This window comes from Paenibacillus sp. GSMTC-2017 (genome assembly GCF_016019935.1).
Classification (GTDB): Bacteria; Bacillota; Bacilli; order Paenibacillales; family Paenibacillaceae; genus Pristimantibacillus.
The window spans coordinates 140,572-157,233 of sequence record NZ_JAECMT010000002.1 but is presented as its reverse complement, the minus strand read 5'-3'; the positions used below and the strand labels follow the sequence as shown (position 1 = coordinate 157,233).

The following is a 16,662-nucleotide window of genomic DNA, read 5'->3' as shown; positions in this document are numbered from 1 at the left end:
GAGGGAACGTAAAATGTTACGGGTCAAAGGATTGACGAAACGAATTCCTGGTGGACCGATATTATTAAACGATATAAGTTTTGATGCATATGAAGGGGATTTTATTGCGGTAAAGGGCGGCAGTGGTAGTGGAAAGTCCATGTTACTGAAATGTTTGGCGCTTCAAGAGCGATGGACTTCAGGGTCTTATAAATTTAATGGAAAAGAAGTTTTCGAAGAAGGATGGCTTACGAAGTTAAAAGTGAAGCAGCAAGTTGCTTATCTTGAAGAAAAGCCATTTTTATATCCAGAAAAAAGTGGGCTCAAAAATGTCATTATTGGATCTGTGAGTCAGACACCAGCTTGGCGAAGATGGACAGGCATGATGCGTGGCGATGATTATATGGGTGCGATGGATATGATTGAAAATCGAGGACTTCTCGACAAAGCACATATGAAAGCAAAACATTTAAGTGGCGGAGAACGTCAAAGAATAGCAATCGCAAGAGCACTCGTACATGGAGCAAAAGTTATCGTTGCAGATGAACCTGTTATGGGATTAGATCCACATGCGGCAAATATCGTCCTCAGTGAGCTCAAAGCACTTTGTAAAAATGAAGGGAAAATTGTTATCGCTGTCATGCATCAAGGAGATTGGGCTGAACGATATGCCGATCGGATATTAGGACTGAATAAAGGCAATCTTGTTGTAGATGTTTACGGAAGGCGTCTTACAGAACGTGAGAAAATGCAATTTTAAAAATAAATGGACTTCTTACCCGCATGGAAAAATTGCGGAAAGAGGTCTTTTTGCTCTTTCATAAGCATTTCTACTGATACCTATTCATAGAGTAGAGTAGGGGTGATGAAATGATAGCTACTATTTTGGGAATGATATTAGCGCTTAGCACTTGTTTATTTTTTATAGTCATCGCATATAAGGTTCAGGAAGGTGTAGCTCGTTCCAGATATCAGAGTATGTTGAGATATGGTGCTGAGACGCAACTATTTCAAGATAAATATGATTTAAATCGCTTTGGCATTGCACAATTGCTAGTAAGAAGATGGGGCGGTATGTCTGCAATAGGTCTATCTTTTAATGTGATGGCGTTGATAGGAAGTGCTTCGCTTCTGTTTGGACCAGCTATAAATGAAGGAGGACTTTCAGTAATAGGATTTGCTATGCCAATAATAGCTTTATTATCGATATGCGTTAGTGTAGCACTAGCGGAAGTATCATCTGCCATACCAACAGCTGGCAGTATCTATCATACTGCTTATAAGCTTGGAGGTCGTGTATGGGGTGTAAGAGCAGGTTGGTTTCATACAGCTGGTCATCTAGCCTTGTTAGCACTTTATATTGGTGGATGTGCTTTTATAGCTGATTATCTAGTATCGGAAATGTTAGGGTACAAGTCTTCACCAACATCTTTCTGGTCGATTGTTGCGATTATTGCATTGTCTCAAGCTACATTTAATCAGTGGGGTTTCGTATTGCTTGAAAAATTCGGGCAGTTTGCAGTTTGGTTACAGTTGTTTATAGTGATTTCTGTACTCACAGGATTGGTTTGGTTGTTTTGGCCTGGTGGCTACTCGCCAGTACTGCTGTATCAATTTCAAACCATTTCGTTCGATGGAAACGTACAATCAGGGTCCTTTTTGCTCGGATGTATGCTTCTTTTAAAATTATTTGTGGGGATGGATGGAGCAGCGTTAGGTGCGGAAGAAACCGTTGAACCAAGCATTCGTGTACCTTGGGCGATATTTTTGTCCACTGCCTATACGTTTGTCATTGGATTAGTGTTGCTTACATTTATGTCACTGACAATGGGTATGACTGGTGGACTAAACCTAATGCAAGGGTATTCTATATCTCTTATGGGACTAGAAGGGATACTTCTTTTTCTCCAAAGTGCGATGGCAGGGTGGGGAGGATCATCTATTATTGCAGTTTTGATCGTTATTTCATTATGGGGAAGCGGGCAACAATCGATGTTAGTTTGCTCTAGAGCGCTATTCAGTTTAGCAAGAGATGAAACGATTCCATTTAGTAATCAGCTTTCTAAAATTTGCGTTCATCGCGGACAACCTCAACATACAGGATGGGTAAGTGCTATGCTAGCAGTTTTGATGATTATCATAGTACTGATTGTTCGAGAAGATGGTCTTCTTCTGCCACTCTTATCGATTGCAATTATTTCCCTTCATGTCTCATATACCATCCCAATTGGATTGCGATTAAAGCTCTGGTGGGAATCAAGAAAGACATCAACATATGTAGAACCGAACGTTGAACAAATTTGGCATGATGCACCATGGAATGTTGGCTCATGGAGTACAGCCTTTCAAATAGTAGCATTTGTATGGCTAGCTGCAAGTACTATTATTACTGCATTGTATGTAGATTTAATCGGTTTCATTTGTTTAGCGGCATTGTTACTGGGCATAAAAGTGATGGATGTTCGTTTAAATAGAGGGCTGAAATATAGTTGGATAGACGGGAAATGATGGGGTAATTCAGAAACATTTCCCGGGGAAGCGCAATAAGCTACAGGAAACAGACGGTTTCGACATACCAACGTTTAAGAGTATTGGAACCTGTCGAAACAAAAAATGTATTTGCAATAATTAATATCATTAATCTCTTTGGAGGTTATTTTTTTTGCCAACATCTGCCTATAAAGTTTATAATACGGATAGATGAGACTACTAGATATAGAATAGAGGTCGATTATATGAACAGTGTACAAACTTCGGCATCTCTAGCTTCACTTCTTGTCGGAGAACCAAAAATGATTCAACATGGCAGCAAAGAAGTTCTTAGCGGCATATTTAAAACTGCAATAGTTGAAAGAGTATTTATTAGTAAAACTGGAATACAAGGTGACGGCCAAGGCGATATGATTAATCATGGCGGGGAAGATAAAGCGATATGCGCGTATTTTCATTCGAGATATCCTTATTGGGAAGAGCAATTTGATCGTCCGTTCGTACATGGTTCTTTTGGTGAAAATTTCACGATATCCGGATGGACAGAAGATGATCTGTTTGTAGGTGATATCATTACAATTGGTGAAGTGACTCTACAAATTAGTCAGCCTAGACAACCTTGCTTTAAACTCGGTATTAGAAATGATTTGCCTACGTTACCATTACTTTCGCAGCAGACAGGATATACTGGCTTCTATTTCAGAGTTATGCAGGAAGGTTACATCAGTGTAGGTGATCATTTTAACGTAATCGAGAGACATCCAGAGCAGTTCTCAATCGCAGATGCTAATCACGTTATGTATGTGGAAAAGGACAATGTAGAGGCTATACAGAAATTGCTTGCGGTGGATGCATTAGCTGCCAGCTGGAAAAATCAATTATCTAAACGACTAGATAAACTTATCAATGACTGAACATTAATAAATATGTGAAATTTGCCATCTCATTTTAGGGGGAAATAATATGAATTTAGCAACAGCACTTGGTTACAAAGAAGAGGATCGTTTATTAATTGTAAATGCAGATGATTTCGGCTTAAATTACTCCGTTAATGCAGCTGCAAAGCAGTTACTAAAAGAAGAAGCCATAAGCTCAGCGACATTAATGATGCCATGTGCTTGGGCAAGAGATGGAGCACTTTGGAGTGCGGAGAATCCACAATATGATGTTGGCATTCATTTTACTTTTACAAGTGAATGGGGACCGTATAGCTGGGGGCCGGTTACAAGTAGCGCGGATGTCTCTACGCTAATAACAGAAGAAGGTTATTTTTATAAAGACAGCTTAGGTTTTGAACAACATGCGACATCAGAACATGTAACAATTGAGCTTATCAATCAACTCGAGAAAGCGCTGAAGCTTGGCATGACCCCTACACATGCAGATAATCATATGGGTAGCCTATATGGACTGCGAACAGGAAAACATTTTATGGTTGAGGTGCTTGATGTATGCGCTTCCTATGGATTGCCGTTTCGATTACCACGATATTTAACGATGGAAAATGGCCAAATAGCACCACCAGAAATGAAAGAACAAGCAGCAGCTATTGCTGCATTAGCAGATTCGAAAGGTGTTGTGATCATAGATTATTTAGTTGGGTTACCATTCCAATTACAGGAAGAAGAAACGTACGATAGTTTCAAAACCAATATGATAGAGTTGCTTTCGAACTTAAAGCCAGGAGTTACGGAGCTCATTATTCATCCTTCGTTATTAACGGAGGAACTAAAATCGTTCCATCTTGAACCAGAGAAGAGAAATATGGAGTATAACATATTCCGTGATCCTGAGATTATACAAACGCTCCAAGGTGCTGGAATTAAGCTTATACGTTGGAGCGAACTGCAAAAACTTCAAAAGGAACGTAATCATAAATCGATCTGAATAAAGGGAGATATGAGCATGTCTTTTCAAGAGGTGAAGTTACTGGCAGAACAAGTGAAAAGGAATATTGGGGAAGTCATAATAGGTAAGGAAGAAGTCATTGACCTATTGTTAATTGGGTTAATTACTTCGGGACACGTTTTGCTAGAGGATGTACCCGGTACTGGAAAGACAATGTTAGCGAAAAGTTTTGCCAAATCGATATCACTTTCATTCAAACGTATTCAATTTACTCCTGATCTATTGCCTTCCGATTTGAGTGGTATTTATTTCTACAATCAAAAGGTTGGGGATTTTCAATTTAGACCTGGACCTATCTTTACAAACCTGCTGTTAGCAGATGAAATTAATCGTGCTACTCCACGTACGCAATCGAGCTTGCTTGAATGTATGGAGGAGAAACAAGTCAGTGTAGATGGGGAAACGAAACTACTAGATCGTCCGTTTATGGTCATTGCGACACAAAATCCGGTTGAACATCAAGGTACTTTCCCTTTACCAGAGGCGCAACTAGACCGATTTTTATTTAAGATTAAGATGGGCTATCCTTCAACTGATGAAGGATTAGCGTTGCTTAAACGTTTCAAGGATCAAGATCCACTAAGCACACTACAACCTATCGCTGGGAATGAGGAAATCGAAGTTGCGCAGCAAGTGTATTCTAGCGTTAGAGTGGAAGATGATGTATTAAACTATTTGCTTGCAATAGTAGAAGCAACACGTAAACGTGAAGATATTTCAATAGGGGTTAGTCCTCGTGGAAGTCAAGCATTATTGCGTGCAGCACAAGTACATGCTATTTTACGAGGAAGAGACTTTGTAACGCCAGATGATATAAAAGCGATGGCAAAGCCAGTTTTGGCGCATCGACTGTCATTACGGGGAATTGCTCGTGCCCATAGTGGGGCAGATGCGATTATTGATGAAATCATTCGTCAAACTATCGTTCCAGCAGAAGCTGATGTATGGATAAGATAGGAGACTCTGTATGTTCATTATTGACTTAATCGTAATAGCAGGTGTCATTGCAGGTTTACAAGTGGTCATCTTTAAACGATATGTCCTTCGGAATCTTCATTATGTGAGACGCTTCAAGGTGAAACATTGTTTTAGAGGAGATGAGATTGAACTTGTTGAGCAGCTCTCAAACAAAAAACGTCTTCCCGTACCTTGGCTTCGAGTAGAATCACAGCTATCAACCCATTTGCATTTCAGTAAACAAGACAACTTTGATGTGAGTAGCGGGCAAGTTTATCAAAACCATCGAAGTTTATTTAGTTTAGGCGGTTATATGAAGCTAACTCGAACCAATCGAATAACTCCAAATCGGAGAGGCTGGTACAAACTTAGTACCGTTTCATTAACGAGTGGTGATTTGTTCGGGAACATAAGCTGTCATATCCAAATTCCACTTGAGGATGAACTTATAGTGTATCCGAAACCAGCAGTAGTTCCTTTCGAACAACTGCCTAGTCAAAGCTTGCAAGGTGAACAGCAAGTGAAAAGATTTATAATACCAGATCCATTTGTAATCGTCGGTGCTCGCAACTACCAGTCGGGAGACTCGATGAAGCAAGTGAATTGGAAGGCCACTGCGAGAGCTGGTACACTTCAAGTACATCAATATGACTTTACAGCCGATCGCAGTTTGATGATTTTACTAAATGTGGATGATAAAGAAGGCATGTGGAGAAATGTAACAAATGAAGCAGTTATCGAGCAAGGGATTGAATGGGCAGCAGGTGCAGCAGAGGCAGCCATAAGTCGTGGTATGGACGTTGGATTCACTGCTAACATGCCAATGTCAGGAAATAGTGATCATATTCATATAGAACCTGGTCGAGGTCAGGAACATCTTTTCATGTTATATGAATTGATGGCGAAGCTAGTTATTGAACGTACGAGTTTATTCATGGATCTACTTATGCTTGAAGCATTAAAACGGTATTCAAACCGTGACATTGTTATTATTACCTCATATTGGAGCGATAGTTTAGAGTTAGCAGCTAACTCATTAATGCAAAATGGTAATACGGTTTCTATATGGTATTTACCCGAGGCAGTTCAAAAAGATACCTTTAAATCTGAGGTTACCGTCAACGATAGGGGGAGATACGTATCGTGACTTTAAGCAAATTGGTTCGAATAGTGACCCCCTTTGTAATTGCTTTATCGGAAATTGTTTTTTTATTCCCGCTACTTCTAACGACGGCAATATATGCTCTTCCAGCGTATAGTATACCTTGGTGGATCATTTCTCTTTTATTCGTGTTCGTTGCGCCGTCTTTCATATTTAATAAAGAAGATAGTTTCCGTAGAGTATTCCGAGTAGTAACAGCTGTAGTTCTTGGTTTTGCAGCAAGCGTTGTCATTTGGCTGTTATCGGGGGAATACTTCGATATTGTTCCGCTATTTCTCACAGGAATTGTTGCAGCATATATTGCAGACAGAGGATTTCAGCAACAGCAACGAGGCTGGAATACGATGGCTAGTCCACAATTTATTTTGGCTTGTATTTTCGGATATGTGATCATTCAGCCACTAATCTTTTTTAAGCTCGATAAGTTAGTCAGTTATATGCCGCTCCTAAATGGTGGAGGATTTGTTACAATTATCGTATTCTTCATTCTTACGAATGAACGACATTTCTCTAGAGAATTGGTGGATACTCGTAAATCAAAAGCATCTACGATGTCGAGAAATCGTAATCGCCTGCTCACAGGATTGTTAATGATAGTATTAATTGGATTTGCAATGTTCAAGCCTGCACATGCATGGATATATGAGAAAGTAATGATGTTGCTAAGAACATTTTTTTCGTGGTTGGATAGAGATGCACCATCAAATGTATTAGTAGAGGACGAACCTCCCCCAGCAGAAATGATACTACCTCCTGTAGACTCAAATTCTCCGTCATTGTTCTGGGCGTTGCTCGAGGGGGTGCTCATCTTTATCGGTTATGTGTTAGTCGCTCTAGTGGCAATAGTTATGTTGTATTTGATCGTTCGGGGGTTATATCGAATGATTAAATTAATTAAAGAGAAGCTATTAGAAAAAAATGCAGGTACAGGTTATCAGGATACAGGTTACGATGATGAGATCGAAAGTTTGCTCAATGCTTCAAAATGGCGAAATAGATTCCACAATAAATGGACAGATATCATTTTAAGGCGGCAGTCACATGAAGTAGGATGGAACGATCTTACTACAAATGGGGCAAAAGTTCGCTTTTTGTATTATGAATGGTTTAAACAAAAAGTGAAAAATGGATACTCACCTAGAACTTACTTAACGCCAAGAGAAATAGTTGCTGAGCACACATCTGCAAATAAGTTAGAAAATTCAAACTCAAAAGAACTTGAAGACTTTGTTGTTACTTATGAAAAGGTTCGTTATGGCAACGAGGAGCCTTCAAATGATATCGTCAATCGATTTAAAAGCTGGTTAGATCAAATACGGAAGAAGGGATAACAGCAATGCTGTTGTTCTTTTTTTATGAAAAGATGGACAAATAACTATCTTGTACGGCCAATCTAATATTGTATAATATTATGGAAGTGCTAATTATTACGTGTAGAGACAGGAGGAAACACCATGCGTCGACGTTTTGTAATTGAAGCTGTGATGATTGCTACGTATGGACATCTTCTTGTACCAAGTCGTCCGGTAGATTTTGTTGTACCGTATTCTTCAATAGCTGAGCTTTATGATATGAGAGATGGAACAGATCCTGTGATGGAAGATCCCGATGATGATGGTCATGTAAAGACCAAAATCAATGAATTAATAACCTTTTTTGAAGATTCCTTAAATCGCAAAAAAATTGAAAAAGCGCTGCAAATGCCATGGCGGGAAAGCTCAGCACTGCTACTGAATGAAATGATTCAATTTACAGTTGTACACGCTGTAGATAACGCACATTACGGTGAGTTATTCGATCCCATTGAAACGGAAATGTTGTTAACGGGTTTACGACTAGAAATTCCACTACTATCTGATCAATATGAATTTCAAGATAAGCTCATTGAAGCTGAAGTTCCAGTGCAAGTATATGATATTGAAGATTTTGAATTTGCTGTTGAAGAGGGCATTTCTTCCGTGGACATGGAATTATAACCTACAGATAAACAGCTCCAATTGGGCTGTACATAAAGAAAAGAAGGCAAGAAGATTAAGCGCGGTGAAGATGCGTTAATCTGACTTGCCTTCTTTATTTCTACGGTCAATTGCTTCTGCCATCGTTTTGTCAGTAAGATGAGCATAAATTTGAGTTGTTTCTGGTGAGGCATGACCAAGTTGTTCCTGAGTTTTGTAAATATCATTTTGCAAGTAATAGTCCGTTGCGAACGAATGTCGAAGCTTATGGACGGAGAGGTATGGCTTGCCGAATCGTTTGGCATATTTTAGAACCATCGCTTGTATTGCTCGTTTAGTCATTCGAGAACCTTCGTTTTTCCCATTCGCTATCGCAAGAAAAAGTGCTTTCTCTCGCTTAGGCGCTTTGTACCTAACATCTCTTACTGCCAAATAACTACTTAAATCATCAATGGCCTCTTGCCTGAAGTAAACTGGCGTCTTGAACGTGTCATCGTTTTTACCCTTTCGGTACACATAACAGAGCCGTTTCTTCATATCGATATCTTCTACATTTAAGTTGACTAATTCGGATACACGTAGACCAGAATGAAGAATAAAGCTAATCATACTAGCGTCACGCGTCATATTAAGTTCATACGAATAAAGAGCTTGTTTGTTCTTTACAATATCGGTGCCATAATGAATTCGGATATACGATAGAAACTCTGAGATTTCTTCCTCTTGAAGGAGTTTACCTTCTAGCTTAGCAGCTGTATCCTTCGGTTTATGTGTTCGCTTTATTGTTACTTTAGCCATTACATTTCTTTTTAATAACGGATAAAACTCTTCATCCTCTGCAATTTGACTCAAATAATGAAAGAGTGAACGAAGAGATGAAAGTTTGCGTGAAATCGTTGTGCGATTATTTCGTTCTGGTTTATAGGTAGAAAGGAACATTCTGAAGTTATCGATGCTCTCCATTCTTAATGTTTCAAGTTCTAGTAACGTAACTTCTTTTATCGAACCTGCTCCTGATAAACCTTCAGCCATTAACCACTTTAAAAATGTATCGTAATCTCGCATATATTCTACTAATGAAGAAGGAGATAAATCGGGTAACTTGTAACTAATAAATTGTTCTATAAACCAGGGCATTGTAGGGAGTTTGGCCTCTAGCTCAAGTCGATCCTTCTGCTTAATAATATTCATCTGCTTTGGTCTCCTTACAGATCAAGTAAAGATTCACATACTATTTTTTACTATCATGGTTCTTTATTGTATCAAGTGAATGGTTAGGGTACAATATAAGCTTAAATTGATTCAAACATTTGGAAGGTGGATTTTTGTAATGTCGTTTAAAAGTAAAGAAATAGTAGCAGGACAATTCGCAGATACTCGTGCGAATACGATCCAGTTGCTTATTCGCCAACTAAGGCCGAAGCAATGGACCAAAAACCTATTACTATTTGCTGCTCTCTTGTTTTCTTTTCAACACATGAATGCCGAAAATATTGTAAAATCAACAATTGCTTTTATTCTCTTTTGTTTTGTGTCAGGAACCGTCTATATTATGAATGATTACGTAGACCGTGAAGCGGATCGTCATCATGAAACGAAGAGATTCCGGCCAATGGCTTCAGGTCAGCTTAATCCTCAATTAGCGCTCATGTTCGGAGGTACTCTACTAGTTGGTTCATTGCTATTATCATTATTTCTTGAGCCGCTATTTAGTGTTGTATTGTTTATCTATTTTATTATTAATATGTTATATTCGCTTGTTCTCAAACATGTTGTCATTATTGACATCATGCTTATTGCGGCAGGATTCGTACTTCGCGCACTTGCTGGTGGACTTGTTATCAATGTGCCATTTACTCCTTGGTTTCTATTATGTACGATGCTATTATCACTATTTCTTGCAATTGGAAAGAGAAGACATGAACTAATTCTTATGGACACAAATAGTGAAGCGCATCGCAAAGTACTTAGTCAGTATTCAGTTGCTCTATTGGATCAGCTTATCGGAATTGTCGCAGCCTCAACGATCATTTGTTACTCGTTATTTACTTTTACTTCAGGTCGTACGATCCATTTGATGTGGACGATACCTTTCGTCGTATATGGTATTTTCCGTTATCTTTACCTTATTCATATGGAGCAGAAGGGCGGAGCGCCAGATCGAGTACTGCTCGAGGATAAACCTATTATGATAACTGTTATCCTTTATGTAATTGTATCTGTAATTATTATGGCTGTTTTTGAATAACACAATAAGAATGGTGGTTCGTTTTCATGAATAACTTGATTCATCCTCATGCATCGACTAAATTTAATTCTTTTGCTGCGTTCCTATTTCACAATCGCAGAGATAATGTAGTTGCTGCAGTGCTTTTCTTTTGTTTTTCCGCTTTATATATTTTTATGAATATTCCTTTTTTATCTTATATGGAACAAAATGCAAAAGTGCTTTCTCAGCATAGTCCATTTTATGGTGCACCATTTTTTCTAAACATATTTAACTTTGACCCTTCCTTCTATTATGGTTTTTTGAACATGACAGTCATTCACCCTTTTATGAGTTTGCTTTCTGGAAATCTTTACAAAATCTCAGAATTGGCTGGCGGGAATTTGTTTTTCTTATTCGTACAAAGTGCGCTCAATGCTCTAAGTGCTGTGCTCATTTATTATTATTTACGAAGAAGAGGCGACCATGATGGTCAAGTTGGAATTGGTTTTCCATTTTGGTTCGCAAGTTTCTTTGGAGTTAGCTCTTATACGATATTTACAGCAATGATACCTGATTCTTACGGTTATGCGCAGTTTGTAATTATTTTATCCGTACTCTATTTAGCTTATGTTGATATGGGGAGTAATCTCGGAAAGTGGCCAGCGGCGACTTTAGCGTTTTTAAACTTTGGCATAACGTTGACTAATATCGTTACTTATTTCGGAGCATTGTTTGTAACCCTCTTTACAAAAAAATATGGACAAATGATTCGTCCAATCATTCGTATAAGTGTTTATTTTATTATTTTGATAGTCATATTTTCTGGAATGCAGCTCTTACTATTTGATGGTAAGTCTTGGTTCAATAATATGCAGCAAAACCTAGAAAATGGCGGCTTTACTTACGCAGCACCTTTTTCGTTCGCACATCACTGGAAAGCTGTATACATGTTATTTATTAGCCCAATTCTAACACCTGATATGACGTTAATTAATCCTGGAATCGTTGCTTTTGCTACCAATCTTTCTCAGCCATACCCAATATACGTAACGATAATCGGGTTTGCTTTGCTAGCACTAGCCATTGCAGGTTTTGTACGTGGCATTCGTACAAAAGAAGCTTGGACGATGGCGGTTTATATTGGTTTTGCCATTGCATTACATCTCGTTGTTGGATACGGCCTTGCTGTATTTGAATACGATCTATATTTGTATGCGGGTCACTATTTGTTTGCTGTTTTCTTGCTTGCAGCGTCTTTCTTAATGGGAATGAAGCGAGGTAAGCTAAGAATGATCGGTATGATTTTTATTATCACATGTACAATCGTTACACTTGGCAATAATGTGATCAAACATAACGATTCGTTACAAGTAATAAAAGAATCATACGTGCAATTGGGTAATAAAGAGGTTAAATAACTTTTATTAGAAAATATTTGTAATTTTAGTTTGCAGGTTACATTTATATTGGTCCTATGATACACTCTTACGAGTCATTGAGATGTCGATGGCAAATGGAGGGAGTAAGGCCAATATGAACAATCGATTTGTTGTATGTTCACTCGTTATAACCATTTGGATGTCTACCTTATTCGGAATGCCAATGCAAGCTTCAGCGTCCGAATCAATCATATATACAAATGTAAATTATGATGAGTTGATTGAAAGTCATCAAGAGCTCGAATATATGTATTTTCATTCAAACTTAGATACACTAAACGAGGTGCTACAACGTCATTCAATCCTGTTATTTCATAAGGATCATGAATTAAAGAACAATGGCTTAGAAGGATCGACAACATGGGCAGCACTTGAGAAAGCTTCTGTCAGTCGTGATGAATTAGATATGCTCGCAAAAATTATTCATGGAGAAGCAAGAGGAGAAAGTTATGAAGGTAAAGTTGCAGTAGGTGCAGTTATCATGAACAGAGTCGCATCTTCGGGCTTTCCTGATACAGTTGAAGCTGTTATTTATTCTCCTCGTGCTTTTACAGCTATAGATGATGGGCAATATAATCTGAAGCCTGATCCAATCGCTTATGAGGCTGCACTCGAAGCCATTCAAGGTTATGATCCAACGAATGGAGCGTTGTATTATTTTAACCCGGATATAGCCACATCATCTTGGATATGGACACGTAAACAAGTTGGGAAAATCGGAAGTCATATTTTCGCAGTTTAATGAATTATATTCAGTAGGAAGCATGTTCGAACAACATCGTTGATCGAATGTGCTTTTTTTTGTTTCTGAATAGATTCGTCCTAACAGACAGAACATGATATAATGTGCTTTGTATGATTGTTACAGGAGGTGTAAGAAGATGAAGGTGGAATTATGGTCGGATTTTGTTTGTCCGTTTTGCTATATTGGCAAGAGAAAATTTGAATCAGCATTAAGTGAGTTTCCACATAAAGATCATGTTGAGTTAGAGTTCAAAAGTTTTGAATTAGACCCAAACACGGATTCCAGCTTAAATGCAAGTGTTCATGAGATGTTAGCGAAAAAATACGGTATGAGTATTGATCAGGCGAAAGCTTCGAGCAACAATGTAGCGGAGCAAGCTGCAGCAGTTGGTTTAGTTTTCCGATTCGATGGAATGCTTGATCTAAATACATTCGATGCACATCGATTGTCTCAATATGCTGCTGATCAAGGTAAAGGTGCTGAGATGTCAGAAAGATTGCTTAAAGCGCATTTTACGGATAGCGACAATATTTCTAACCATGCACGCTTATTGGAATTAGCAGTAGAAGTCGGTTTAAATCGTGAAGCCGTACGTCAATTACTTGAATCTACACAATATGCAGATAAGGTCAGAGAACAAGAAGAAGAAGGTAGCCGCCTAGGTATTAGAGGCGTTCCATTTTTTGTTATTGATCGTAAATATGCTGTGTCTGGTGCTCAATCTCCTGCTGTATTTCTAGATACGCTGAATAAGGCATGGGAAGAGAAATATCCTACTCTACTTCAAGTAGATGAAGCGAATTCGGATGGAATATGTACGGATGGTATTTGTATTCCTGGTAAGGATAAATCCTAATCATAAAGGTTAATAATAAGGATCTGATTGCGGGAGGAATAGGTTGTGACAGCTGAACAACGTCAAATGCTCGTATTTGTGGGCTCATATGCAGAAGCGAATGAAAATGGTCTTCACGTCTACACTTGCAATGAAAGTAACGGTGAATTAACAGAAATCAATGTTGCGACAGGTATTAAGAACCCAACTTTTTTAAATGTTGATTCGGATCGTGGATTACTTTATTCCATTGGCGAAGGGGCAAATGAGGATGGTAAGAAGGTTGGAGAACTCGTCTCTTATCGAATTGATAAGAATAACGGAGCACTAACTTTATTAAACCGTCGCTTGACAGTAACTTCGACAACTTGCCATGTTCAGCGGGACAATGAAAATCGTCATTTAATCGTTTCTAGCTATCATGGTGGTATGATTGGTTTGCTTCGTATTGCAGAGGATGGTAGTATTGGTCAATTACTTGATGTCCAGCAGCATGAAGGTCGAAGCGTTGATACTGAAGATCAAGACAAACCACATCCACACTCCAGTTTCTTTAGCCCGGATGGTCAGTTCTTATTTGTACCCGATCTAGGTATTGATAAGATTGTGGGGTATACCGTAGATAAGGAAAACAATAAACTAATTCGTCATAACGAAGTTGCTATTTCAGGTGCATCTGGCCCAAGACATTTTGTATTCCATCCAAATGCTACATTTGCTTATTCGATTAATGAATTGAACTCTACCATTACTGTGTTTTCTTATGATCAAGTTGAGGGAGAGTTGACAGTTCTAGAGACAGTCAGTACACTTCCCGAAAGTTTTGTAGGGGAAAACAGTTGTGCAGAAATTACGATTTCGAAAGATGGTAGATTCATTTACGGATCTAATCGTGGACACGATAGTATTGTTGTGTTTGGAGTAAAAGAGTCAACAGGACAGTTATCACCTATTCAACATATTTCTGTGGAAGGCGGACATCCGCGTCATTTCGCTCTCTCACCAAACGGCAATTATTTGATAGCAGCTAATAGAGATACAAATAATCTTGTAACTTTCCACGTTAACAATGAGAACGGAAATTTAAGATACACGGGCTATTCCATAGAAGCATCAAAACCTGTATGCGTCATTCCAGTTTATTTTAATTAAAGAAAAATTAATTCATGTACTTAACAATTAACGGTGTTACCGAAAGGAATAATTCATAAGTGACTACTCAATCAGACACAACCCCTAATTTAAAACCAACTAAGATTTGGAAATGCAAAAATGCAGATTGCAAGGCATGGGTAAGAGACGAGTTCTCCACAACAGAACAACTTTGTCCGATTTGTAAAGGGCCAATGCTTCGTAGTATGAGACATTTGCCACCAGTTCAGAATAAAGTGAAGTCGCAGCCGCGCAAGCCGAAATCCGAATTTTAATTGATCTAATAAGAACGCCCCTAATCCAATGTGGACTAGAGGCGTTTCCTTTAAATAAATATTAATCAATAAGTTTCAAACCGACAACCGCAGATAAGACAAGTAGGATGAAGAAGATTCGTAATAAGCTTTTTGATTCCTTGAAAAATAAAATACCGACAACCGCGCTTCCTACCGTACCAATACCAGTCCAAACCGCATACGCTGTTCCCATCGCCATATCTTTCATTGCAAGTGAAAGGAAAAAGAAACTAATCATAAATCCGCCAATCATAATGACTGCGTTTAAAAAGGACGATTTCTTATTAATTTGAGCGATACCAATAACACCAACGACTTCAAATAACCCTGCCAAAATGACGAATAACCAACTCATGCGTGATCACCTCGTTTTCCTTGTTCAGCACTCGAATCGGGATTCCCGTGAGTGACGGTTTTCAAACCAATAATACCAGTAAGCAATACAGCAACTAAAATTACTTTAGCCCAGCTGAATGGTACACCGAATACGGTCATTTCTACAATTACTGTACCAACTGTACCTAGCCCAACAAAAACGGCATATGCCGTACTTGTAGGAAGCTTCTTTGCCGTATAGATTAATAGCCAGAAACTAACGATGATCGCTGCGACAGTAACTGTCCAAAAGAGAACAGTGTCAGCATGCTTCAAACCCATAACCCAAACCACTTCGAAACAAGCGGCTACAACGACGAGTAACCAGTATTTATTTTGTACTTTTTCCATGCTTGTTGATCTCCTTTTCTACTTGATATTAGTTTTGAAAAACAAAAAAAGCCGCAGAAGTATCTGTTAAGATATCTCCCGGGCTTTTGTCCCTCCGTGTGTCCGCAGCAGAGCTGCGTGTTCTCCCTCGGTCCAGACCGGCATATGCCGCGGAACCCTAGAAAACTAAATTGTTTTAGGTTTCGTTTGATTATAGTACATCTAGAGAGGGGGGTCAAGTGCAAGTTCGGGTTCGATATGTTAGGATAAACATAAGAGCTGTTGAAGAGGTGAACCATTTAATGATTAATGACATTAATCAAAACATGAATAATGAACGCAGTAATGAGAATCTTTTAGTTGCATTGATTGACGGTCATTGTCATATGTGTCAAACCATTACACGTTTCCTCGTTAAGCATGATCATAAAGGGAAATTTAGATTCGCTGCATTACAATCGACTGCTGGCAAACAATTGTTGGCACAAGGCAGTCTGAAAGACAAAACGTTTGATTCTTTTGTACTTTATGACAATGGCAAGTACTGGATCAAGTCTAGTGCAGCACTTCGTGTGGCACAGAGACTTGGTGGATGGTGGGCGTTGTTATATGTGTTTATTATCGTACCGCCTCCGATTCGTAACATCGTTTACGATTGGGTGGCTCGTAATCGCTATCGTTGGTTCGGGAAATCCGATGTGTGTCTTATGCCAACTAAAGCGGTAATGGCTCGATTCCTTGATGGTGGCGTAGGCATTGCTGAGAGCTTTGAATAATAAACTACCGAAATTATGTGCATAACAAAATGAATTTATACAGATGGAGCGTTA

Annotated in this window: 18 protein-coding genes and 1 riboswitch; of the genes, 15 read left to right on the top strand and 3 right to left on the bottom strand. The window is 38.7% G+C overall.

Going from position 1 to position 16,662, the window contains the following annotated elements; all coding sequences use genetic code 11:
* Positions 1-13 precede the first annotated feature (13 nt).
* The 8 genes from I6N90_RS07950 to I6N90_RS07915 all read left to right on the top strand — a co-directional run bounded on the left by I6N90_RS07950 (position 14) and on the right by I6N90_RS07915 (position 8,472).
* Positions 14-739 carry a phosphonate ABC transporter ATP-binding protein gene (locus tag I6N90_RS07950; RefSeq protein ID WP_197935000.1) on the top strand — a complete coding sequence of 242 codons (726 nt, stop codon included), beginning with the start codon at positions 14-16 and terminating at the stop codon, positions 737-739.
* A 110-nt stretch (positions 740-849) separates the two neighbouring features.
* A complete protein-coding gene (locus I6N90_RS07945; protein ID WP_197934999.1) occupies positions 850-2,487 on the top strand; it encodes an amino acid permease in 1,638 nt (545 codons plus the stop codon).
* A gap of 227 nt (positions 2,488-2,714) precedes the next feature.
* A complete protein-coding gene (locus I6N90_RS07940) occupies positions 2,715-3,383 on the top strand; it encodes an MOSC domain-containing protein (RefSeq protein WP_197934998.1) in 669 nt (222 codons plus the stop codon).
* A gap of 49 nt (positions 3,384-3,432) precedes the next feature.
* Positions 3,433-4,356, top strand: a complete 924-nt coding sequence (locus I6N90_RS07935) for a polysaccharide deacetylase family protein (RefSeq protein ID WP_197934997.1) — start codon at positions 3,433-3,435, stop codon at positions 4,354-4,356.
* Positions 4,357-4,368: 12 nt separating this feature from the next.
* The gene (locus I6N90_RS07930) at positions 4,369-5,334 is read left to right on the top strand and encodes an AAA family ATPase (protein WP_197934996.1); all 966 of its coding nucleotides are present in this window, start codon (positions 4,369-4,371) and stop codon (positions 5,332-5,334) included.
* Between the two features lie 10 nt (positions 5,335-5,344).
* Entirely contained in the window at positions 5,345-6,481 is a 1,137-nt protein-coding gene (locus tag I6N90_RS07925; protein ID WP_197934995.1) for a DUF58 domain-containing protein, read from the top strand.
* The gene (locus I6N90_RS07920; RefSeq protein WP_197934994.1) at positions 6,478-7,827 is read left to right on the top strand and encodes a DUF4129 domain-containing protein; all 1,350 of its coding nucleotides are present in this window, start codon (positions 6,478-6,480) and stop codon (positions 7,825-7,827) included. Before I6N90_RS07925 ends, I6N90_RS07920 begins: the two co-directional genes overlap by 4 nt.
* Before the next feature lie 123 nt (positions 7,828-7,950).
* Positions 7,951-8,472 (top strand): ADP-heptose synthase, encoded by a 522-nt coding sequence (locus tag I6N90_RS07915; RefSeq protein WP_197934993.1) that lies wholly within the window; start codon positions 7,951-7,953, stop codon positions 8,470-8,472.
* A 75-nt stretch (positions 8,473-8,547) separates the two neighbouring features.
* Here I6N90_RS07915 and xerS read toward each other — a convergent pair whose 3' ends face one another.
* Positions 8,548-9,642 carry a tyrosine recombinase XerS gene (gene xerS / locus I6N90_RS07910; protein ID WP_197934992.1) on the bottom strand — a complete coding sequence of 365 codons (1,095 nt, stop codon included), beginning with the start codon at positions 9,640-9,642 and terminating at the stop codon, positions 8,548-8,550.
* A 139-nt stretch (positions 9,643-9,781) separates the two neighbouring features.
* Between xerS and I6N90_RS07905 the strand changes: the two genes are divergently transcribed.
* The 6 genes from I6N90_RS07905 to I6N90_RS07880 all read left to right on the top strand — a co-directional run bounded on the left by I6N90_RS07905 (position 9,782) and on the right by I6N90_RS07880 (position 15,106).
* The gene (locus I6N90_RS07905; protein WP_197934991.1) at positions 9,782-10,699 is read left to right on the top strand and encodes a decaprenyl-phosphate phosphoribosyltransferase; all 918 of its coding nucleotides are present in this window, start codon (positions 9,782-9,784) and stop codon (positions 10,697-10,699) included.
* Between the two features lie 26 nt (positions 10,700-10,725).
* Complete coding sequence (locus I6N90_RS07900) at positions 10,726-12,078, top strand: DUF6080 domain-containing protein (RefSeq protein ID WP_197934990.1); 1,353 nt, start codon at positions 10,726-10,728, stop codon at positions 12,076-12,078.
* Positions 12,079-12,193: 115 nt separating this feature from the next.
* Positions 12,194-12,841, top strand: coding sequence for a cell wall hydrolase (locus I6N90_RS07895; RefSeq protein WP_197934989.1), 648 nt, complete (start codon positions 12,194-12,196; stop codon positions 12,839-12,841).
* 139 nt (positions 12,842-12,980) lie between these two features.
* Complete coding sequence (locus I6N90_RS07890) at positions 12,981-13,700, top strand: DsbA family oxidoreductase (RefSeq protein ID WP_197934988.1); 720 nt, start codon at positions 12,981-12,983, stop codon at positions 13,698-13,700.
* A gap of 45 nt (positions 13,701-13,745) precedes the next feature.
* Positions 13,746-14,831 (top strand): lactonase family protein, encoded by a 1,086-nt coding sequence (locus tag I6N90_RS07885; protein WP_197934987.1) that lies wholly within the window; start codon positions 13,746-13,748, stop codon positions 14,829-14,831.
* A gap of 59 nt (positions 14,832-14,890) precedes the next feature.
* The gene (locus I6N90_RS07880) at positions 14,891-15,106 is read left to right on the top strand and encodes a cold-inducible protein YdjO-related protein (RefSeq protein ID WP_197934986.1); all 216 of its coding nucleotides are present in this window, start codon (positions 14,891-14,893) and stop codon (positions 15,104-15,106) included.
* Positions 15,107-15,167: 61 nt separating this feature from the next.
* Here I6N90_RS07880 and I6N90_RS07875 read toward each other — a convergent pair whose 3' ends face one another.
* Positions 15,168-15,482, bottom strand: coding sequence for a DMT family transporter (locus I6N90_RS07875; RefSeq protein ID WP_197934985.1), 315 nt, complete (start codon positions 15,480-15,482; stop codon positions 15,168-15,170).
* The gene (locus I6N90_RS07870) at positions 15,479-15,853 is read right to left on the bottom strand and encodes a DMT family transporter (RefSeq protein WP_197934984.1); all 375 of its coding nucleotides are present in this window, start codon (positions 15,851-15,853) and stop codon (positions 15,479-15,481) included. Before I6N90_RS07870 ends, I6N90_RS07875 begins: the two co-directional genes overlap by 4 nt.
* Before the next feature lie 73 nt (positions 15,854-15,926).
* Positions 15,927-16,025: riboswitch (guanidine-I (ykkC/yxkD leader) on the bottom strand.
* Between the two features lie 109 nt (positions 16,026-16,134).
* Between I6N90_RS07870 and I6N90_RS07865 the strand changes: the two genes are divergently transcribed.
* A complete protein-coding gene (locus tag I6N90_RS07865) occupies positions 16,135-16,608 on the top strand; it encodes a thiol-disulfide oxidoreductase DCC family protein (protein WP_232242775.1) in 474 nt (157 codons plus the stop codon).
* Positions 16,609-16,662 lie beyond the last annotated feature (54 nt).